Source organism: Stenotrophomonas sp. 278, assembly GCF_003935715.1.
Lineage (GTDB): Bacteria > Pseudomonadota > Gammaproteobacteria > Xanthomonadales > Xanthomonadaceae > Stenotrophomonas > Stenotrophomonas maltophilia_AH.
This window is the reverse complement of sequence record NZ_RHPP01000019.1, coordinates 16,259-37,313: the sequence shown is the minus strand read 5'-3', so window position 1 is coordinate 37,313 and position 21,055 is coordinate 16,259. Positions and strand designations below refer to the sequence as shown.

General features: G+C 64.3%; 19 protein-coding genes. 14 read left to right on the top strand and 5 right to left on the bottom strand.

Annotated features, from left to right (window positions below; genetic code table 11):
* Positions 1 to 10 precede the first annotated feature (10 nt).
* A complete protein-coding gene (locus EGJ34_RS05295) occupies positions 11 to 1,282 on the bottom strand; it encodes a site-specific integrase (RefSeq protein ID WP_005413373.1) in 1,272 nt (423 codons plus the stop codon).
* Entirely contained in the window at positions 1,279 to 1,692 is a 414-nt protein-coding gene (locus tag EGJ34_RS05290; RefSeq protein WP_012480230.1) for a helix-turn-helix domain-containing protein, read from the bottom strand. Before EGJ34_RS05290 ends, EGJ34_RS05295 begins: the two co-directional genes overlap by 4 nt.
* A gap of 90 nt (positions 1,693 to 1,782) precedes the next feature.
* On the opposite strand from EGJ34_RS05290, the gene EGJ34_RS05285 reads away from it, so the two are divergent.
* The 7 genes from EGJ34_RS05285 to EGJ34_RS05255 are packed head-to-tail and all read left to right on the top strand — an operon-like array spanning position 1,783 to position 10,488.
* Positions 1,783 to 3,741, top strand: coding sequence for a cytochrome c/FTR1 family iron permease (locus EGJ34_RS05285; protein ID WP_043033508.1), 1,959 nt, complete (start codon positions 1,783 to 1,785; stop codon positions 3,739 to 3,741).
* 24 nt (positions 3,742 to 3,765) lie between these two features.
* Entirely contained in the window at positions 3,766 to 4,383 is a 618-nt protein-coding gene (locus EGJ34_RS05280) for a cation transporter (RefSeq protein ID WP_125359467.1), read from the top strand.
* Positions 4,380 to 4,736 carry a hypothetical protein gene (locus tag EGJ34_RS05275; protein WP_012480228.1) on the top strand — a complete coding sequence of 119 codons (357 nt, stop codon included), beginning with the start codon at positions 4,380 to 4,382 and terminating at the stop codon, positions 4,734 to 4,736. Before EGJ34_RS05280 ends, EGJ34_RS05275 begins: the two co-directional genes overlap by 4 nt.
* A gap of 55 nt (positions 4,737 to 4,791) precedes the next feature.
* Complete coding sequence (locus tag EGJ34_RS05270) at positions 4,792 to 6,069, top strand: TolC family protein (RefSeq protein WP_043033510.1); 1,278 nt, start codon at positions 4,792 to 4,794, stop codon at positions 6,067 to 6,069.
* The gene (locus EGJ34_RS05265) at positions 6,066 to 7,016 is read left to right on the top strand and encodes an efflux RND transporter periplasmic adaptor subunit (protein ID WP_021201906.1); all 951 of its coding nucleotides are present in this window, start codon (positions 6,066 to 6,068) and stop codon (positions 7,014 to 7,016) included. Before EGJ34_RS05270 ends, EGJ34_RS05265 begins: the two co-directional genes overlap by 4 nt.
* Before the next feature lie 8 nt (positions 7,017 to 7,024).
* Complete coding sequence (locus EGJ34_RS05260) at positions 7,025 to 10,216, top strand: CusA/CzcA family heavy metal efflux RND transporter (RefSeq protein ID WP_049402758.1); 3,192 nt, start codon at positions 7,025 to 7,027, stop codon at positions 10,214 to 10,216.
* Positions 10,213 to 10,488, top strand: coding sequence for a hypothetical protein (locus EGJ34_RS05255; protein ID WP_019184735.1), 276 nt, complete (start codon positions 10,213 to 10,215; stop codon positions 10,486 to 10,488). The genes EGJ34_RS05260 and EGJ34_RS05255 overlap by 4 nt, the downstream gene beginning before the upstream one ends.
* Before the next feature lie 15 nt (positions 10,489 to 10,503).
* Here the strand turns inward: EGJ34_RS05255 and EGJ34_RS05250 are convergent, their stop codons facing one another.
* Complete coding sequence (locus EGJ34_RS05250; RefSeq protein ID WP_043033512.1) at positions 10,504 to 11,601, bottom strand: UvrD-helicase domain-containing protein; 1,098 nt, start codon at positions 11,599 to 11,601, stop codon at positions 10,504 to 10,506.
* Positions 11,579 to 13,159, bottom strand: a complete 1,581-nt coding sequence (locus tag EGJ34_RS05245; RefSeq protein ID WP_125359466.1) for an AAA family ATPase — start codon at positions 13,157 to 13,159, stop codon at positions 11,579 to 11,581. Before EGJ34_RS05245 ends, EGJ34_RS05250 begins: the two co-directional genes overlap by 23 nt.
* A gap of 274 nt (positions 13,160 to 13,433) precedes the next feature.
* Between EGJ34_RS05245 and EGJ34_RS05240 the strand changes: the two genes are divergently transcribed.
* Positions 13,434 to 14,486, top strand: coding sequence for a DNA-binding protein (locus EGJ34_RS05240; RefSeq protein ID WP_021201903.1), 1,053 nt, complete (start codon positions 13,434 to 13,436; stop codon positions 14,484 to 14,486).
* Positions 14,487 to 14,506: 20 nt separating this feature from the next.
* Here EGJ34_RS05240 and EGJ34_RS05235 read toward each other — a convergent pair whose 3' ends face one another.
* Positions 14,507 to 15,265 carry a hypothetical protein gene (locus EGJ34_RS05235; RefSeq protein WP_223224790.1) on the bottom strand — a complete coding sequence of 253 codons (759 nt, stop codon included), beginning with the start codon at positions 15,263 to 15,265 and terminating at the stop codon, positions 14,507 to 14,509.
* Between the two features lie 122 nt (positions 15,266 to 15,387).
* Here EGJ34_RS05235 and EGJ34_RS05230 point away from each other — a divergent pair, with 122 nt between their 5' ends.
* The 6 genes from EGJ34_RS05230 (at position 15,388) to EGJ34_RS05205 (ending at position 20,891) form a co-directional block, all read left to right on the top strand.
* Positions 15,388 to 15,738: a helix-turn-helix transcriptional regulator gene (locus EGJ34_RS05230; RefSeq protein ID WP_043033515.1), complete on the top strand. Its 351-nt coding sequence runs from the start codon at positions 15,388 to 15,390 to the stop codon at positions 15,736 to 15,738.
* A 174-nt stretch (positions 15,739 to 15,912) separates the two neighbouring features.
* The gene (copL, locus tag EGJ34_RS05225) at positions 15,913 to 16,332 is read left to right on the top strand and encodes a transcriptional regulator CopL (protein ID WP_012480218.1); all 420 of its coding nucleotides are present in this window, start codon (positions 15,913 to 15,915) and stop codon (positions 16,330 to 16,332) included.
* Between the two features lie 113 nt (positions 16,333 to 16,445).
* The gene (locus EGJ34_RS05220) at positions 16,446 to 18,314 is read left to right on the top strand and encodes a copper resistance system multicopper oxidase (protein ID WP_012480217.1); all 1,869 of its coding nucleotides are present in this window, start codon (positions 16,446 to 16,448) and stop codon (positions 18,312 to 18,314) included.
* Positions 18,311 to 19,579 carry a copper-binding protein CopB gene (locus tag EGJ34_RS05215; protein ID WP_005413421.1) on the top strand — a complete coding sequence of 423 codons (1,269 nt, stop codon included), beginning with the start codon at positions 18,311 to 18,313 and terminating at the stop codon, positions 19,577 to 19,579. The genes EGJ34_RS05220 and EGJ34_RS05215 overlap by 4 nt, the downstream gene beginning before the upstream one ends.
* 12 nt (positions 19,580 to 19,591) lie before the next feature.
* Positions 19,592 to 20,362: a cytochrome c gene (locus EGJ34_RS05210; protein ID WP_005413420.1), complete on the top strand. Its 771-nt coding sequence runs from the start codon at positions 19,592 to 19,594 to the stop codon at positions 20,360 to 20,362.
* Complete coding sequence (locus tag EGJ34_RS05205; RefSeq protein WP_223224792.1) at positions 20,346 to 20,891, top strand: nuclear transport factor 2 family protein; 546 nt, start codon at positions 20,346 to 20,348, stop codon at positions 20,889 to 20,891. The genes EGJ34_RS05210 and EGJ34_RS05205 overlap by 17 nt, the downstream gene beginning before the upstream one ends.
* Positions 20,892 to 21,055 lie beyond the last annotated feature (164 nt).

Sequence of the window (21,055 nt, the reverse complement as noted above, 5' to 3'; positions counted from 1 at the left end):
GTGAGGGGGATCAGTCCCAGTGCCGGCCGTCGTCTGTACTGAGCGACGCTTCCAGGAAGCACTGGTGCGTATCGGCCATGCGGTGCATGTCATCGAGCAACGTGGCCAGGATTTCATCCAGATCCCTTTCGGGATCGGTGGGAGCAGTCAACTGGTACTCGCTGCTGGCGGTGTTCAGGCGCACAGCCTGGAACGGGGCCAAGCAGATCTCTTCAATTCGGCCTCGGGCCTTGGCCGCGCCGCGGCCCGTGCGGGCAAACGGGGTCAGCACCATGCGCAGGCGCAGCTGCAGGGCCGATTTGCCCTCCGGCGCCGGCAGTGCCATCGCCGGTACCGGCACGGTTGGACTGGGCAGGCTTGCTTCAATGCGGTCCCGGGCAAACGGGTCACGCCCGTCCAGGTAACGCATGGCCGACTGCACATCGCGCCAGCCCACGTACTCCATCAAGGCCTTCATGTCCCAGCCTTGGTCGTTGGCCCAGCTGGCAAAGCCGCGGCGCAACGAATGGCTGCTGTGGAGCCCCGCATCGGCAAAGCCTGCACTGGTCAGCAACTCGCGCAGCAGGCGCACCAAGCTGTTGGGATGCAGGCCTTCGGCGCTCACCTGGCCCCATTGGTTGACTGCCCGAAACACCGGCCCTTCTTGCAGGTCGGCCGCCTGCAGCCACGCCTGGGTCGCCTCCACCGGACATAACCGCGACAGCGCCGGCACCTTGTAGGTGACGCCGGCTGCTTGGCGATCACCCTTGCTGCGTGGCAAGAAGCAGGTCATCCCCTGTCCCGGCACCAGCGTGAGATGGGCCACGTCCAGACGCAGCAGTTCATCGCCACGGAATCCCCGCCAGAACCCGAGCAGCACCAGCGCTCGGTCTCGTTGATGGCGCAGCGCCGCCGGCCCATCGCCCCGGGCATGTGCCGCAGCGATCGCCGCGGCCAGCCAGTCATCGAGCTCGACCAGCCGCCGAATCTGGAGCGGCGCGGCTTGCTTGACCTGGCCCGGGTGCAGGGTCTGGATGCCTTTGAGCACCTTGCGCACCAGCGGCGATCGGGTCGGGTCGACAAAGCCGTGGTCGCGGTGCCAAGAGGCGATGGCCGCCAGACGTTGGCGGAGGGTGCTGGTCGCCAAGGTCTGCGCATAAGCGGCCAGGTACCGGGCCACGCTGTCAGGTGTCGCTGGGAGGTGGCCTTGCCATTCAACCTCGAAGTGCCGCAGCGCCGACGCATAGCTGCGCACCGTGTTCTGGCGCGTGGCCGCATCGAGGTAGCGGTCCAGTTCGGTCACTGGCGCGTGGCCTCCACCGAGGTCGTCTGGCGCAGCGTCGACAGGATGGTGCATTCCGCCCGCTGCCCGCCATGGCAACTGGCAATCACCCGTTCCAGCTCGCTGGCCATGCGCTGCAGGTCGGCCATGCGGGCGCGCACGTCGGCCAGATGGCTGCGGGCCAACCGGTCCACGTCCCCGCACGAAAGCTCCTCATCGCCGGCCAGCTGCAGCAGGCTGCGGACCTCCTCCAGGCTGAAGCCCAGGTCCCGGCCACGCGCAATGAAGCGCAGCCGCTCGATGTCGGCCGGGCCATAGACCCGGTAGCCGTTGCCCGTGCGCCCCGGGCGCGGCAGCAACCCGATCCGCTCGTAATAGCGAATCGTCTCCAAGTGGCATCCGCTGGCGTCGGCAGCCTCACTGATTTTCATTCGTAGTACGCTTGACTCCGTAGTAGCTACGGACTTTACGCTGAACCCGTATCCGCCGCCACTCCGGCCGCGGCGCTGCATGTGACGACCATGCCACTGCCCATCGCCTTGATTCGCTACTGCCTGATTGCCTTGCTGATCGGCTGGGTTCTGCCCGCTTCTGCTCAGGCGGAGCCTGCCGCAGCAGACCTGCGCCAAACCTGGCAGATGCTCGATTACATCGCGGTCGACTACCCCGGCGCGGTCCAGGCCGGTCGCGTAATTGCCCCCAACGAATACGCCGAAATGAGCGAGTTTGCCGGCGCCGTGCGCAGTCAGCTGGCAGCATTGCCCAGTGGCCAGAACCAGCAGGAGCTGACGGCCCAGGCCGACCGCCTGGTCCAGGCGGTGGCAGAGAAGGCCGACCCGGCGCAAGTGGCAACGTTGGCGCGCGGGCTCGGCACGACGCTGTTGGCCCGCTACCCGATCGGCGCTGTTCCGGCGAGCGCGCCGAAGACCTCCCAGGCCGCGTCCATCTACAGCCAGCAGTGCGCGGCCTGTCACGGCCCCACAGGTCACGGTGATGGCCCCGCCGCGCAAGCGTTAAGTCCGCCGCCGATCGCGTTCACCGATGCCACTCGCGCCGCGCAGCGAACGCCGCTGTCGTTGTACGAGGTCATTTCCCAGGGTGTGCCGGGTACCGGCATGGTCAGCTTCTCTGGGCTGTCAGAAAGTGATCGCTGGGCGTTGGCATTCTATGTGGGCAGCTTGGGGTACTCCTCGCAAGCCAAGGCTCAAGGTGAGGCGTTATGGCGCACCAGTGCCGAGGCCCATACGCACATTCCCTCGCTCGAAGCGCTGACACGCACGCGAGAGGCCGATCTTGCCACCACGATGCCCGCCGATCAGGCAAACGCGATCATCGCCTACCTGCGTTCGCAGCCACAGGTAGTAAACGAAGCGGTACCAGGAGCCGATCGCTTTGCGGTGGCGCGGCAGCGACTGGCCGCCAGCCAGCGCGCTTACGCTGATGAGGACCTGGCTCAAGCCAAAAAGCTTGCGCTCTCGTCCTATCTGGATGGTGTAGAGCCGCTTGAACCCACGCTGGCCACGCGCAATCCGTCATTGCTGCGAGAGATCGAGACGGCCATGGCAGGCTACCGCGCGCAGCTGGATCAGCATGCGCCCGCGGCTGACGTTGCCGGGCAGGCAGCGCAAATTGCCCAGCTGTTTGATCGCGCGGACGTGGCGCTGCAGGACACCCGAATAGGCGCCAGCACCGCGTTTCTAGGCAGCTTTACCATCTTGGTACGCGAAGGACTGGAAGCGCTGCTGATCGTGATTGGTATCGTGGCGTTCTTGCGTAAAGCCGAGCGGTCTGATGTGTTGCCGTATGTGCATGCGGGTTGGATCTGCGCGTTGTTGGCAGGCGCAGCTACCTGGGCGGTGGCCACTTACTTTGTTGATATCAGCGGTGCGAACCGGGAAGTCACTGAGGGCGTCTCGGCCTTGTTCGCTGCCGCTGTCCTGCTCAGCGTAGGCATCTGGATGCACCAAAAGAGCCTTGCAGGGCGGTGGCAGGAGTACCTGCACGCCAAGCTGACGACTGCGCTGACACGGCGCTCGGCTGTTTTCCTGTTCATGCTGGCCTTTGTCGCGGTGTACCGCGAGGTGTTTGAGACGATCTTGTTCTACATCGCGATGTGGAGCGATCAGGCGTCCACCGCCATCCTCGCAGGCCTGGCGGCGGGAATCGCGGTGTTGGCTGCGGTGGCGTACTGGATGCTGCGCATGAGCAGGCGGCTGCCGATTGGCCGGTTCTTTTCGATCAGCTCGATTCTCATCGCGGTGATGGCGGTCATCCTGATCGGTAAAGGCGTGGCCGCGTTGCAGGAAGCGGGCTGGATCTCTCAAACACCGCTCGCGTTGCCGCGCATCGAGTGGATCGGCCTGTATCCCACCTGGCAGTCGCTGCTGGCGCAGGTATTGGTAGGCACCGCCGCCATCGTGGGGTTCCTCGCCAATGCCCGTTCCGGTGTGCGTAGACAGCCAGGCGCAAACAAGCAATGAAACAACACAGCAGAGGACCAAGACATGAGTGATTGCGGGTGCCACCACGAAGCCAAGAACAAGGAGGAGCGACGCATCCTCTGGATCGCCTTGGTCCTGAATGCAGCGATGGCCGTGATCGGCGGCATTGCCGGCTGGATTGCCCATTCCACCGGGCTGCTGGCTGACGCGCTGGACATGCTGTCTGACGCCACCGCCTATGCCATTGGCCTGGTCGCTATCGGGCGCACGGCGCGCTTCAAGGCCAACGCCGCGTGGGTCAGTGGCAGCGTGCTGCTGGTGCTGGGCGTAGGCGTGCTGGTCGAAGTCGGCCGCCGGGTGATGTACGGCGCCGAGCCGGTCAGCGGTTGGATGATCGGTACCGCTCTGGTCTCGCTGGCCGTGAACCTGAAGGTGCTCCGTATGCTCGCCCCCTTGAAGTCTGGCGAAGTGCATCTGCGAGCGACCTGGCTGTTTACCCGCGCCGATGTGGTGGCCAACGTTGGGGTGATTCTGGCCGGCCTGTTGGTGTGGTGGCTGGCCAGCCCCTACCCGGATTTCGTGATCGGCACCCTGATCGGCCTGTATGTGATCAAGGAGGCTTTCGAGATCTTGGGTGATGCTCGCCGGGCGCGTGCCGACGCGCGCAAAACGCCTGCATGACAGCGCTTGGCCGGCTGAGCTGTGGCCTGCGCTGGCTGCTGCTGGCGCACTTGGCCGTGGGCCTTGTGACGCAGCCGGTGCTGGCAGTGGTTGGCGAGCTCCATGCTCAAACCCATCTGGCCGCGGCCGACCATGACCCGGCAGTGGCATCACCAGCTTCCGAGCGTGGCGTAGACGCCGCGCTGCACCGGCTACAGCAGCTGGTGCTGTGCTGTAGCCAGGCCGCGCCGGCTCCAGAAATAGTGTTGGCCATTGCTCATATCGGCCGGCATTGGCCGTCGGCGACAGCCCATGCGGACAGATATCGGCATGAGCACCTGCTCGCGCCGTTCCGGCCGCCGATCGCAGGGTGATGCGCGCCGGCGTGCGCCGGATCCCTGTTGGCTATCGAAAATTCTGGAGTACTTCATGCATGTGCGATTGGCGGCCCTGGCCGCGTGGCTACTGTTGAGCGCGGCGGCAACGCCGGCGACAGCAGAAGAGCTGATGACCTTGGACGACGCGTTTGCACGCGTGGCCCAAACCCACCCCGAGCTGCGCCTGGTCGATGCGCGAGCCACGGTGCTCGCTGCCGAGCGCGACCAGGCCGTGCAGCGGCCACCGTGGACGTTGGGGGCGGAGGTTGAAAATGCGCTGGGCACGGGCGCGGCCCGTGGCCTGGACAGCGCGGAGTTGACCTTGAGCCTGAGCTCGGTCCTGGAGCGCGGCGGCAAGCTCGACGCCCGCCGCACCTTGGCCCAAAGCCGGATTGATGCACTGGCCGTGCAGCGCGAGACCAGGCGGCTGGACCTGCTCGCCGAGACGGCGCAGCGCTATTTGGCCGTTGTCGGTGCCGACCGGCAACGCAGCCTGACGAACATGGATGTCGGCCAGCGCCAGCGGACCGTCGCCGCTGCCCGGCAGCGCCTGCAGGCTGGCGCGTCTCCCGAATCGGTGATGCTCACCGCACAAGCAGCACTGGCGAGAGCAGAGTTGACCCGTGATCGGGCCGAGCAGCAGCGCATTGCCGCCCGGCAGCACCTTGCTGCCCTCTGGGGCGAACGTGCTCCGAGCTTCGAGGTGGCCGCGGCGGATCCCATGACCCTGCCGGCGATCGCGTCCATGCAGTCGCTGGCCGAGGAATTGGAGCGCACTCCCGAGTTGGCGCAGTTTGCCGATGCCCGCCGGATCGCGCAGGCACGACTGCAGCTGGCGCGTTCGGCGGCCTCGCCGGACTTGTCGTGGCAGCTGGGCGTGCGCCGCCTGCAGGAGACTGACGACACCGCGCTGGTGGCCAGCCTGTCCATGCCACTGGGCAGCCGCAGCCGCGCGCAGCCGGAGATCCGCGCCGGCGAAGCCGAGCTGGAGGTTCTGACGATCGAGCGCGAGGCCAAGGGCCTGTCGCTGTATTCCACGCTGGTCGAAGCCCATGGTCGCTACACCGTGGCGCAGGCCGAGGTGGCACGGCTGCAAGGCGAGGTGCTGCCGAAGTTGGCCCGGGCTGAGAAGGCCGCCGAGCGCGCCTATCGCGCCGGCGCGATCAGCTACCTGGAATGGGCACAGCTGCAGTCCGAACGCACGGCCATGGCCCAGCAGCAGCTGGACGTGGCGCTCGATGCGCAGCGCGCCCTGATCGAAATTCAACGCCTGACCGGCCAAGCGCTTGTCGCGCCGCCGGCGGCTGCTTCCACCGGAGAGACCCCATGAATCGCTTTTCTTGGACCGCACTGGGCATGGCCCTGATGATGCTGGCCGCCTGCAACGCGTCGGCCCCCAACGAAGCGTCCGAAGGCGGCGCCGCCGCTGAGGGCGAAGAGCACGGCGAGCACGAGGAAGCGCCGCTGGAAACCAAGATTGCCGCCAAAGCTGCGCAGGCAGCGGGTATCCAGGTCGCACCGGCAGGCCCCGGTGAGATTGCTGACGAGCATGAGGTGCAAGGGCTGTTGACCCCGATTGACGGTCGCATCGCGCAGGTCACGGCACGCTTCCCCGGACCGGTCCGCTCCGTGCGTGCGGGCGTGGGTGATCAGGTACGGGCCGGCCAGGCACTGGCCACGGTAGAGAGCAACCTGAGCCTGACCACCTATACCGTCACCGCGCCGATCAGTGGCGTGGTCATGGCGCGCACGGCCGCCGTAGGCATGGCCGCCGCTGAGGGCGCGCCGCTGTTTGAGGTCGCCGACCTGTCCACGCTGTGGGTGGACCTGCACATCTTCGGCGCCGACGCCCAGCACATCGGTGCTGGCGTGCCGGTGACGGTTACCCGCTTGAGCGATGGCGTCACCGCACAGACCACCTTGGAGCGCGTCCTGCCCGGCACCGCCACCGCCAGCCAAAGCACCATTGCGCGCGGCACGGTGGCCAACACCGATGGCCTGTGGCGGCCGGGGTCGGCGGTCAAGGCGCGGGTCACCGTGGATCGCCAATCGGCAGCGTTGGTGGTGCCGATCACGGCGCTGCAGACCGCAGAAGACCAGGACGTGGTCTACGTGCAGCAGGGCGAAACCTACCACACCCGGCCGGTGAAGCTGGGGCGCCGCGACGCCGAACGCGCCGAAGTGCTGGAAGGCCTCAAGGCCGGTGAACAGGTGGTGGTGGCCCAAAGCTTCCTGATCAAGGCCGACATCGAAAAGTCCACCGTGGAAGAAGAATGAGGCCCGCCATGCTCGAACGCCTCATTGGGCTGTCCATCCGCCATCGCTGGCTGACGCTAGTGCTCACCGCTGCGCTGGTTGCGCTGGGCGTGTGGAGCTACCGTCACCTTTCCATTGACGCCACACCCGACATCACCAACGTCCAGGTCCAGATCAACACCCAGGCCCCGGGTTACTCGCCGCTGGAGGCCGAACAACGGGTCACCTTTGCCATCGAAACGGCCATGGCCGGTCTGCCCAAGCTGGACTACAGCCGCTCGCTGTCGCGCTACGGGCTTTCGCAGGTCACCGTCGTCTTCAAGGACGGCACCGACCTGTACTTTGCCCGCCAGCAGGTCGCCGAGCGCCTGCAGCAGATCGCCTCCCAGCTTCCCGAAGGGTTGGACCCGGAAATGGGGCCGATCTCCACCGGGTTGGGCGAGATCTTCATGTACACCGTGGAGGCCGAGCCCAACGCTCGCAAGCCCGACGGCACCCCGTACACGGCCACGGACCTGCGCACCCTGCAGGACTGGGTGATCCGGCCGCAGCTGCGCACCACGCCCGGCGTCACCGAGGTCAACACCATCGGCGGCTTCGAGCGGCAGATCCACATCACTCCCGATCCAGCTCAGTTGGTGGCGCTGGGCTTCACGTTGAACGACGTGGTCGCCGCGGTCATGCGCAACAACCAGAACATCGGCGCCGGCTACATCGAGCGCAACGGACAGCAGTTCCTGGTGCGCGTGCCGGGCCAGCTAGCCAATCTGGAGGCAATCGGCAACATCGTGCTGGACCGGCGCGATGGCGTGCCCATTCGGGTGCGCGACGTCGCTAGCGTGGGCGAAGGCAAGGAGCTGCGCACGGGCGCGGCCACCCAGAATGGCCACGAGGTCGTGGTCGGTACCGCCTTCATGTTGTTCGGCGCCAACAGCCGGGAAGTCTCCCAGGCGGCCGCGGCCAAGCTGGATGCCGCCAACGCCAGCCTGCCTGCCGGCGTCCATGCCAAGGCCGTCTATGACCGCACCGCGCTGGTGGATCGCACCATCGGCACGGTGTCCAAGAACCTGATCGAGGGCGCGCTGCTGGTGGTGGTGGTGCTGTTCCTGCTGCTGGGCAATGTGCGCGCCTCGTTGATCACCGCGGCGGTGATCCCGTTGGCGATGCTGTTCACCATCATCGGCATGGTGCGTGGCGGCGTGTCGGGCAACCTGATGAGCCTGGGCGCGCTGGACTTCGGCCTGATCGTGGACGGGGCGGTGATCATCATCGAGAACTGTCTGCGCCGGTTCGGCGAGGCGCAGCACGCGCTAGGCCGCCAGCTCAACGATGAAGAGCGCTATGACCTGACCGCCTCGGCCACCGCCGAGGTGATCCGTCCCAGCCTGTTTGGCCTGGGCATCATCGCCGCGGTCTACCTGCCGATCTTCTCGCTGTCCGGGGTAGAAGGAAAAATGTTCCACCCGATGGCGATCACGGTGGTGCTGGCCCTGACCGGCGCCATGGTGTTGTCGCTGACCTTCGTGCCGGCGGCGATCGCCAGCTTCCTGCGCGGCCGTGTGGCTGAGCACGACAACCGCCTGATGCGCTGGTCGCGTGCCCGTTATACGCCGCTGCTGGATTGGGCCCTGCGTCGGCGCGTGGTGGTGCTGGCCGGCGCGGCCGTGCTGGTGGTGGGCTGTGGCGTGCTGGCCACCCGCTTGGGTTCGGAGTTCGTGCCGAGCCTGGATGAGGGCGACATCACCTTGCAGCCCATGCGTATTCCCGGCACCAGCTTGGAGCAGTCGGTGGCCATGCAGGAAACGCTGGAGAAGCGCCTGGCCCAGTTCCCGGAGGTGGCCAACATCTTCTCAAAGATCGGCACCGCCGAGGTGGCCACCGATCCTATGCCGCCGTCGATGGCCGACACCTTCCTGATGCTCAAGCCCCGCGACCAGTGGCCCGACCCGCGCAAGCCCAAGGCCGAGCTGGTGGAAGAGCTGGAGGCGGCGGCCAAGGAAATCCCGGGCAGCAACTACGAGTTCACCCAGCCCATCCAGATGCGCACCAACGAGTTGATCTCCGGCGTCCGTTCGGACGTGGCGGTCAAGGTCTACGGCGACAACCTTGACCAGTTGACGCGCCTGGCCAGCCGGGTCGAGCGGGTCATGCGTAGCGTCCCCGGCGCCGAAGACGTCAAGGCCGAGCAGGTCTCCGGCCTGCCGCTGCTGACCATCACGCCAGATCCGGCGGCATTGGCACGGTATGGCCTGAACCCGGGCGATGTGCAGGAAACGGTGGCCACCGCCATTGGGGGCAGTGTTGCCGGCCAGTTGATCGAGGGCGACCGCCGCTTCGACCTGGTCGTGCGCCTGCCCGAAGCGCAGCGCCAAGACCCCGCTGTGCTGGCAGATCTGCCCATTCCGCTGCCGGCAAGCACCAGTGTCGATGAGTCCAGCCGTCTGGCCGCCGGCGCCAATGGGGGGCCTCGCACGGTGCCGCTGCGGGAAGTGGCGAAGATCCAGGTAGAGCGCGGGCCCAATCAGATCAACCGCGAGAACGGCAAGCGCCGCGTGGTGATCACCGCCAACGTGCGCGAGCGCGATCTGGGCGGGTTCGTCGGCGAGTTGCGCACACGCATCGGCCAGGATGTCGCGCTTCCAGAGGGCTACTGGATCGATTACGGCGGCACCTTCGAGCAGCTGATCTCGGCCACCCAACGCCTGGGCGTGGTCGTTCCGGTGACACTGGCGTTGATCTTCGCTCTGCTATTCATGGCCTTCGGCTCGGCCAAGGATGCGGCCATTGTGTTCAGTGGCGTGCCGCTGGCGCTGACCGGCGGTGTGCTGGCACTGGCTCTGCGCGGGATTCCGTTGTCGATCTCTGCCGGCGTGGGCTTCATCGCGCTGTCGGGCGTGGCCGTACTCAACGGGCTGGTCATGATCGCCTTCATCCGCCGTCTGCGCGAACAGGGCGATCCGCTAGACGACGCTGTGCGCGACGGCGCCCTTGGACGCCTGCGACCGGTGTTGATGACCGCCCTGGTAGCCTCGCTGGGCTTCCTACCCATGGCCTTGAATGTCGGTGCTGGCTCGGAAGTGCAGCGGCCGCTGGCCACTGTCGTCATCGGCGGCATCGTCTCATCCACCGCATTGACCTTGTTGGTGCTGCCGGTGCTCTATCGTTGGCTGCATCGCGACCGAGCTCCCCGCGCCGGTAGCACTGCTTTGGAGTCCCCATGAACGAGCTCAACCTGGAACAGGTCCGTGCGGCGATGTTTACCGACCCGGGCGTGAAAGCGGTGGACGACCTGCGCCTGGTCGCCGGTGAGCATGGCCGTGCGATCGCGGCCACCATCACGGTCGCGGCGCCCTCGGTCGACCTGGACCTGGTGCATGCTGTGATTGCCCAGGTCCTGGCCGATCAATTCGGCATCGATCAGATCATGCTGTGTTTCAACGACCCGGGCCCGGTACCGCCGCCGCCCACCGCGGCGCCGTTAAAGAAGATGTGATCGCAGCCCCTGGCTCTATGCGTCTGCGCTGGCAGGCGCATAGAGCTGATGACCCGGCAACGCGCACGCGCCGGCATACACAAAGGCCACGCTTTGCCGCGCCCGGGTGAAGGCCACGTAGTATTTCGGCGGCGCGGTGATACGCGCTGCATCGGCCGTGCGCAGGTACTGCGTCAACGGCCCGTTCGGAAAGATGAGGACCCGACTGTAGGTGCGGCCCTTGCACTGCCCAAAGTTCACCGCCGGCAGTCCGTCGCACGCCTGCCGCCGGTCATGCCGGAGCACGGTGGGGGCGAACTCCTGCATGTACGCGGCCACATCCCCTGGAGCGACGAGGTAGATGCCATCGTGTCCGGTGACCTCGCCATTGCCTGATTGGGTCCGCGGCATCTGCGGATAGAGCGTGTCAGCCATATCGCACAGGGCCTGGACGCAGCGCAGACTGGTGAGGCGGTGATCCAGCCGGCATAAGCCGTCGGCCTCCCAAATCTGAAACAGCGCTGCCAGATTCGGACCACGGTATTGGCTGTACCTTTGCGCATAGTTGGTCGCATACGTGGCTTGGCGCGTATCGCCTACCAACGTGATGGCAATCTCGCTCTTCAACAGCCGTTCGACCAGATCCAGATCAAAGCCGGCCAGATCCTGGACTTCGTCGATGTAGAGCTCGTCGTACATCGCCGCCAATCGCGCCACGACCTGGCCTTGGGTCAGCTCATCGCAGCGCACAGCGAAATCGGCCGCTCGGTCCGAATACATCCGGTTGCCCGCCAGGTAGTGGCGCGCCACCTGGGTGCGTGGGGCGCGGTTGTTGGTGACACCTTCTACGAACAGGATGGTCTCGATGCGAGGCTCAGGGCAAAGCGCAGCCTGGTACGGGCGAATGCACTGGCGCAGCAGAAAGCCATACCAGCTGTGCAAGGTGACATGCGCGGGGACCGCGCCTGCGTGGGCCTCAAACGAGCGCCGGATCTCTTCCAGGTTTTCCAGCGTGTAGGTGACAATCGCGATGCGGCGCTCAGGTCGCTCCAAGGCCTGCCGGACCAGCAACGTGGTCTTGCCCGAGCCGGCTGCCGAGAGCAGGACCCGGTTAGGTGATGGCACGCTGGACATAGTCCGGGAACCTGATCGAGTGCGGGCTATTGAAAATCGCCAAGGCCGTATCGGTCTTATGGCCCTTCATGTACTTGAGCAGCGCCACCTCATCGGCAAAGGCCTTGCCCAGCACGGTATTGAGTTCGGCCAGCGAGTTGGCTTTGATCAGCTGCTCTTCCAGCGAAGGGGCGCTCTCGTCGGAATCGTAATAGATCGCGTTGATGTGCTCGGCATAGCGCTCTTGCACAACTGCGATATCACCGTCGTTGTCGGTGATCACCTTGGCCTGAATCCTCAGTCGATCGGCAATCTGCAAGAAGCGTTTGAATGCCAACGACTTGACCGAAATGATGTCTACGCCGTGAGCCATCGGCGCCACGCCGTGATGGTCACTGTAGGCACGCTGCACGATCAGTTCGTCGGAAGGGCCTTCCACCAGGATCGCCTGCTTGGCCAGGATCAACCGCAGCGTGTCGTGGCCCGGCAGCTTCATGAAATAGTCGTGGGTATCGCTGGGCAGCTGGTCCAGCTTCATCTGGCCTTGCGCGCTGAACAGGATCACGTTGTCCACGCCCAGCTTGTTCAACACGAAGCTGCTGTGGGTGGCGATGATCACCTGCTGGGCGGTGGAGAGGGCCGCAATCTTGTCGATCAGCTGGGTCATGCTGGAATAGGACAGATGGTTCTCCGGCTCCTCGATCAGCAGCACGTGAGCCGCGCCGGCCGCGTGCATCGCCAGCTTCATCTTCACCGCGCTTTGCTCGCCCTTGCCGGCCTGGGTGAACGGGAGCTCATCCAGGTAGGGTGACAGGCTGGTTTCCCACGTTGAGCGCGACGATGTGTCCACGCCTACCGTCAATGCCCTGTGGCTGATGTCCCCGGTGTGCTCGGTCAAGTAGGCATTGATCGCTGCCACATCCGCTTCTTCGGAAAAGCTCTGCCGCATGCGGCGGAAGCTCAGCGACAGCGAGACGCGCTGCGCAGGCGTCAGTGCCTGCTCGATGATGCCGGCGATATAGCGATCGGCACCGGACAAGGTCTTGATGCCGTGCGTGTCGATGATGGTCGAGTCGAACGGAATACTACGGGCGGTGACGCCATTGTTGGCGAAGGAGTACCAGCGCACCGTGTAGTACTCCACCGGCAGGCTGACCGCGCCCTGGTGCTGCTGCAGGTAGGCGTTGAACTCCTCGCGGTAGTCGTCGTTGAGCTCGACCAGCAGCCGGATGCCGGCGGTATCCAGACGCAGGGAGTTGTTGGTGCCGCGTAACGACGCCAGCGCGGCGTCGGCGCCCAGATAGGCTTCGATGGAGATCCGTGGCGGCGAGGCCGGCGTGCCCGTGGCAAGCGCTCCCAAGTACTCCTGCACCGTGGGCTGGTGGAACAGGTAGGGCGTGAGCTCGTAGGCAAGATTGCGCCCATGCAGCTGGCCGGTGACCACCGCGTGGATGGCCTCCAGCAGGGTGGATTTACCGACCTCGTTGTCGCCCACCACCAGGTTCATGTGGGCATTGAGGGGCAGGTCCAGATGGCGAAACGACTTGAAGTTGTCGATGACGATACGTTCGATCGGCATGCACAGTCCTATGATGGCCAACGGGCTCGGTGGCGGAGCCTGCCTGCACCCTGGCTGGCCTCCTTTCCGCTCTGGGCCATACTACCCAGCGATCGCCGGCCCTGGGCGGTTTCGTACTGCTTGGGACGCCGGGAAGGGTCAGAATCCGCCTTACGCGGGATAATTCAATATTATCCCGTATAACTATTTTCGCCGACGAGCGGTCGTCTACCTGCTTTAATAGTATGTAATTACATGGTATGTAATACATTACGAAATAAAGTGAGGTGGCACGATGGCGCGCGCAGGACTCTATAAGAGTGACGTCCAGAAGGCGCGCGACGCGCTGCTGGCCCAACGCAAGAAGCCGTCAGTCGACGCGGTGCGAGTGGCCTTGGGCAACACGGGCTCCAAGACCACGATCCACCGCTACTTGCGTGAACTGGAAGGAGAGGAAGGCGGCGGTCCGGCGAGGACGGTAGCCGTTAGTGATGCTTTGCAGGACTTGGTTGCGCGCTTGGCCTCGCGGCTCCAGGAGGAAGCAGAGGCCATCCTCACCCAGGAGCGTGAGCGCCATCAGGCTGAGCTCCACAGTCGGCAACAGGCGCTTTCCGGTGCCCAAGAGGAGGCTGCCGCCTTGAGCAGTCGGCTGCAGCGCACCGAAGCAAGCCTGCACCAAGAGCAAGCTGCTCACGCCCTCCTTCAACAGAATCTAGGTGACAGGATCGCGGAAATCGCCCAGTTGAACGAGCGCATCGCTGGCATGACGGTGCGGCTGGCTGATCATGAGGCGCATACGCGTTCTCTGGAGGACAAGCATGCCCATGCCCGGGAAGCGCTTGAGCACTACCGCACTTCAACCAAAGAGCAGCGTGAGCAAGAGCTTCGCCGTCACGAGCATCAGGTCCAAGAGCTGCAAGTAGCCTTACGTCAGGCCAATGAAGCCTTGGGCGCGAAGAATCAGGAGCTGTTGGTGCTGAACCGCGACAATGGTCAATGGCTGGAGCGCCACGGGCGGATTGAGCGTGAGCTTGCCCAGCTACGACAGGCCCACGAAGGCCAACACAGCGAGGTCGTGGCGTTGCGCCAGACCGCGACGGACTATTTGGCACTGCAGGAGCGCTGGAAGACTGACGCCAAGACCTTGGATACCATGCGCAACGAGCTAGCTCAAGTTCAAGACACCCTTGCGCGGGAGCGTGAGCGCCGCGAGAGCGCTGAAGCCGATGCGTTGCGTGCCAATGCACGTCTTGAAGCGCTAGAGCCTCTACTGAATCAACTGACGCCAGCACAAAATGCGGTGAAGAAAACTCGGCGCGGCCATGCGCAAGATGGGGGAGCCGACTGACGAGGCTGCTCGTTTGTCTGCTAGCGGCTGGGGTGGCGCTCACCTGTCCAGTACGCCCATTCCATAGGGACGACCCAATCTACAAACAGTTTGGCTACTGAGGACTCCGGTGCCAAATGATAGGGCTTGAACATGCCTTGCTCGGGCGAACTGGTCATCAGGTAGCGCAGGCGCTTCTGGACCTCCTGAAAGATGGCTTCCCGCACATGGGCGCTGTCGTGCACGCCAAGACGCATCGCCACCGAGGCACCTTGGCGTACCGCCGCCCAGCAGCAGTAACGCCACCGCGCGATCGGCAAGCCCCGCGGTCCGGATTGAAAGACGAACCCCACATCACGTGCCCAGCCTGGGTCGAAGTGATGTTTGAGCAATTGCTGCTCCAGAAACTGCTCGGTCTCCCAGAGTGCAAGTTCATCCCACAGCTCCAGTTTCGCGTCCGCCAAGTCTACATCGTGTGCCATATCGCCGAGTTGGTCTTCCAGCACCGGGAGCAGGTGCCTGCGCTCGTGGGTAGACCAGGCGAAAGCCCATTGCAGATCTTCGATGGGCGTGACCTCGGCATCGGGGCGGATCTGCCATCGATCCGCTGGCCAGGGAACTTGGATCAAGGCCAAGTCTCGCAGCGTGTCCAGCACCAGCAAGGTGGAGCGGCGTGTGGGCGCCACCGGTAGGCGTCGTAGCTGCGCGGCTAACAGTGCGGCTAGGAAAAGGGTGCCACGAAGGCCCAACTCCTCGATGCTGGCGACCCCAGATGGCGTCATTGACGAGGTTCCGGGCATGCGGTTTCCGGGGATGAGGGAGCGGCGTGGCTCCTGGGGGGGGGGCGGCGCTACCGGTGTCGCCGGTTGCCTCAAAGCTAAGAATATCTTAGTATGCAAGGCTGGGTACATCCGCCATCCTTATGGGGTCTCCATGGGGTGCGCGCGTGACTTTGTCCGTCGACTCAACACCGACCTTCGCTCGACGCCTCAAACAAGCCCGCCTGCACACGGGTTTGTCGCAGAAGGAGTTGGGCATCCGGGCCGGTCTGGATCCTCACGTGGCCAGCCCCCGAATCAACCAGTACGAGCGTGGCAAGCACGAGCCCATGCTGGAGATTGCTGAGCGGTTGGCCCAAGCGTTGGGGATCCCCGCCGCCTTCCTTTACACCGACGATGATCTGCTGGCCAAGTTGCTCCTGCGCTGGGGCTCGCTAAGCAAGCAGCAGAAGCGCGAGTTGGTGAAGCTGATCGAGGCCACGCCCGAGAAGTAAACCGAACAAGCGCTCGCCCTATGGGCAACTCTTCGCCTCAACCCGCCCTTTGGGCGCTTCTGGAGGGAGCTGCAGTGTCCGCGGCTAGTGCGACTGACAAGTCGCGACATCTCAGGCTTACTTGAGATTTTGTTCACGACCGATACACACGCGCCTTGTCTAAAGTGATATACCATGTCGCCCGTGTCAGCCTCCTCACTTCTACTGCGACTGTTCCTGATCGCCATGCTCGTGCTTAACGGCGCGTGGTCGGCGTTTGCGTCCGTCAGTATGAACCCGGTCATGGAAGAGCAGGCCAGCGAAGTGGCTGCCGCGGTGCAAGTCGACGAAGACTGCTTCGCCCATCACAGTGCTGAGCATCATCCCGATGCCACATCGATTGAAAAGGCTGGCACTGGGCATGGCGACCATGCCGGTCCCGACTGTTGCAAGTCTTCTGCGTGCCGGTGCGCCTGCGTACACGCTTGCGCGAGCGCACTTCCTGCGCGCCTGCATGTTTCGGTGCAACTGGCCTTGGGCCTGGATGTCATGCCGCTGCCCCTAGGGCATGCGGCACCTGCCTTGCCTCATCTGATCCGACCACCGATCGGCTAAGCGTCCCTAGGCGCCGCAATGGCGCCGTTGGTGTGGCTTGCATGCCTGTTTAGGCCAGCCGCCCGCTCTGTACCACCGCCCGCCGGTGGCAACACGACGCTTGGAGCATTTTCATGTCGCATGATGATTTTCGTGGTCCACGCGGTGGACCGCTGCTGCCTTCGCGGCGGCGATTTGTCCAAGGCTTGGCCTTGGGAGGCGCAGTCGCAGGATTAGGTTTCTGGCCCAAAGCCAGTTGGGCGCTCAAGGGGCCGGGACAACCCAACGTACTATCGGGCACTGAGTTTGACCTGACCATTGGCGAGACGCCGATGAACTTCACCGGCAAGACCCGCACCGCGATCACGGTCAACGGGTCCGTTCCGGCGCCGTTGCTGCGGTGGCGGGAAGGCACCACGGTCAACTTGCGCGTCTCTAATGCATTGCCCGCTAACTCCATCCATGGCGCGGACACCTCCATCCATTGGCACGGCATCATTTTGCCGGCCAACATGGACGGCGTGCCGGGTCTGAGCTTTGACGGTATCGGACGTGGTGAGACCTACCACTACCGGTTCACCCTGCATCAGGGCGGAACCTACTGGTACCACAGCCACTCAGGGTTCCAGGAACAAGCAGGGCTCTATGGCCCGATCGTCATAGACCCATTGGAGCCGGAGCCCTTCAGTTTCGATCGCGACTACGTCGTGATGCTGAGCGATTGGACAGACCTGGACCCGACGGCCCTGTTCGATCGTTTGAAGAAGATGCCGGGCCATGACAATTACTACAAGCGCACGGTCGGCGATTTTGCGCGCGATGTGAAGCGCAACGGCCTGTCGGCCACGTTGGAAGATCGCAAGATGTGGGGCGTGATGCGGATGACGCCCACGGACCTGTCCGACGTCAACGCCAACACCTACACCTACCTGATGAACGGCACGACCTCACTGGGCAACTGGACCGGTTTGTTCCGCAGTGGCGAGAAGGTGCGCCTGCGTTTCATCAATGGCTCTGCCATGACGTACTTCGATGTGCGTATTCCGGGGCTGAAGATGACCGTGGTGGCGGCAGATGGCTTGTATGTCCATCCGGTTTCCGTCGACGAGTTCCGCATCGCGGTAGCAGAAACCTTCGATGTGATCGTGGAGCCCTCCGGGCAGGACGCATTCACCATCTTTGCCCAAGACTCCGGTCGCACCGGCTACATCAGCGGCACGCTCGCTGTGCGCGAAGGATTACGCGCGCCCGTTCCGTCTGTGGATCCCCGGCCGCTGCTGACGATGGCAGACATGGGCATGGATCATGGGTCGATGGATATGTCTGGCGGCAGCAAGGGCATGGAAGGCGGCTGTGGTGCGGCCATGGGCATGCCTGGCATGACCCCACCTGTCAGCGGTAACGCGACCTCGGCCCATGCAGGCCATGCGATGCCCGCCGCCGGCGATGGTGCCATGGCAGGCATGCAGCACGGGGGCATGCAATCACACCCTGCTAGCGAGACCAACAATCCCCTGTTGGACAACCAAGCCATGAGCGTGAGTTCGCGCTTGGATGATCCGGGCAATGGCCTGCGCGATAACGGCCGTCATGTGCTGACGTATTCCATGCTCAAGAGCACCTTTGAAGACCCTGACGGACGCGACCCCGGTCGCGAGATCGAGCTGCATCTGACCGGACACATGGAGAAATTCTCCTGGGGCTTCAACGGTCAGAAGTTTTCCGATGTCGAGCCGCTGCGGCTGAACTACGGCGAGCGTATGCGCATCGTATTGGTTAACGACACGATGATGACCCATCCCATCCATTTGCACGGCATGTGGAGTGACGTGGAGGACGACAACGGCAACTTCATGGTGCGCAAGCACACGGTGGATATGCCGCCAGGTAGCCGACGCACGTATCGCGTGCGTGCCGATGCGTTGGGCAGCTGGGCGTTCCATTGCCACCTGCTTTATCACATGGAAGCCGGAATGATGCGCACGGTGAGGGTCGACGAATGAACATCAATAGACGCGATACCACCCTGACTGCGCTGACGGCTATCTCGCTGGCCCTGGCCAATGCGGCCAGCGCCCAATCTATGCAGCACGGCTCCATGCAGATGGAGCAGGGCGCGCAGACCCAGACTCAGGATCACTCTGCACATCAGGCACCGACATCAAAACCTGCGCCAGCCCAAAAGCCTGCAACACCGGCCAAGACGAGCGAAGCGACGATCGATCATGCGGCGATGGGCCACGCCGAGCCGCAGGCTAACGCAGCCGAGCCTGCCATGCAGGGCATGGACCATTCGCAGATGGGGCACGGCTCGCCCGCGAGCACACCTGCGGCGCCCACAGCGCAGGCGCAGTCGATGCAGGGCATGGATCACAGTCAGATGGCACAGCCCGCTGCAGCCGACACCTCCGGCACGGCCACGCCTGCGATGCAGGGGATGGACCATTCGCAGATGGGCCATGATTCGCCCGCGCCCGCTACACCAGAAGCGGGAATGCAATCGATGGAGGGCATGGACCACAGTCAGATGGGACACGGGCCTGCAGCGCCAACGCAGCCGCGCACCCCGATTCCCGCGGTGACGGACGCGGATCGCAAGGCGGCCATCGCGCCGGAACACGCGCATCCGGTGCATGACAACTCGATCAAGAGCTACGTGCTGCTCAATCGCCTGGAAACCTGGGATGCCGATCCGGGCACCGGGCTGGGCTGGGAGGGCCAGGGCTGGATCGGTACGGACCTCAATCGCGTCTGGCTCCGCAGTGAAGGCGAACGCACGGATGGTCAGACCGAGTCGGCTGATCTGGAAGTGCTTTACGGCCGCAGTATCTCCACGTGGTGGGATGTGGTGGCCGGTGTGCGTCATGACTTCAAGCCTGGGGCATCGCAGAACTTCGCCGCTATCGGTGTACAGGGCTTGGCGCCGATGAAGTTCGAAGTGTCCGCCACAGCCTATCTCGGCGAAGGGGGCCAGACTGCCGCCAATGTCGAGGCCGAGTACGAATTGCTGCTAACCAACCGGCTGATCTTGCAGCCGCTGGTGGAAGTCACCGCCTATGGCAAGAACGATCCATTGCGCGGGATAGGTTCGGGTCTGAGTGCCGCTGAGGCGGGGCTACGACTTCGCTATGAGTTCACCCGAAAGTTCGCTCCCTACATCGGCGTGGTGTACGAGCGCGCGTTTGGCAATACCGCAGACATGCGACGCGAGCATGGCGAGTCCTTTGAAGACACGCGCTTGGTCATCGGCCTTCGTACCTGGTTCTAAGGGGAACTGACAATGAAATCCAACAAAAAGATGTGGGTATGGCTCGGTGCCGGCGTGGCATTGGTTGCGGTGGTCGCAACCGCCACGCTCTCTCTGGGCGTGTACAACGTGGCCGCCGACGATCCGCATAGTCGCCCGGTGTATGCGCTACTTGAAACGGCGCGCGAGCGTTCCATTGAGGTGCGCGCCGCCAAGCTTCAGCTACCCACGAACCTTGATGATCCTGAGCGTATCCGCCAGGGTGCGGGCAACTACAACGCCATGTGCGTGACCTGCCATCTTTCACCAGACGCGGCGGCCACCGAGATGAGCAAGGGCCTGTACCCCGCGCCACCGAACCTAAGCAAACAGCCGGTCGCTCCAGCTGAGGCGTTCTGGGTGATCAAGCACGGCATCAAGGCCAGCGGCATGCCCGCTTGGGGCGGCAGCATGGACGATGAGTTCATATGGAACATGTCGGCCTTCCTGCAGAAGTTGCCCACGCTGGACGCGACTGCGTACAAGGAACTTGTCGACAGCAGCGAGGGCCATTCGCATGGCGGCGGCGAGACGCAAGGCCACCATGACGACGAAAAGGCCGAGGATCACCCTGCCTTATTCGAGCCGGGCAACAACTCCATGCCGCATGCGCACCCGCCGGGCGTGGACGACGATCACCACGGCCCGACACCCAGCGACACGGAAGTCGGGTTGGTGAGCCACGGCCATCCCGACGGCAAGGTGGAGTCGCACCCTGCACCACACACGCCCGTGGCCGATGACGGCCATGCGCACCCCCATTGATCTTCTTGGAGCCCACGCAATGAACGCAACAGCAATCTCGTTCACCCTCGCACTGGCACTGGCCGTCGTGTCCCCCGCAATGGCGCAGGCGACACAGCCGCACGCACATCACCCCGCTGCCGCGGCATCTGCGGACGTCGACGTCCCAGTCACTGCAGAGGCCGCGGTCGCCGTAGCGGAGCGTTTCAACAGGGCCCTGTCTAGCGGCGATCTGGCCACGGTCGAAGCCCTGCTCGCTGCCGACGTTCTCATCCTCGAGTCCGGGGGCGCCGAACGCAGCCGCGAGGAATACATGGGCCATCACGCAGTCAGCGATGCGGCGTTCCTCAAGGGCGCCCATCGCCAGCTGCTCCGTCAGCGCGCACGAGCCGCTGGCGAGTTCGCGTGGGTCGGAACCGAAAGCGAGTTGCATGCCCAGAAGGACGGCCAGCCACTGACCGTCCAGAGCGACGAGACGATGGTGCTGAAGGAGACCGCGGACGGCTGGCGGATCGTCCACATCCACTGGTCCTCGCGGACCAAGCGCTGAGTCGAGAGATTGAAATGACTACGCTCACATTGCACCGTCTGACTTTTGTGGTCCTTGCCGTGGCTGGTCTGGGTGCTTGCACCCAGGATGCTTCATCCGCGCAACCCACAACCTCGCCCTCCGCACAGGTTGTCGTCCAATCAGCCGACGCGACTCCAGCAGCC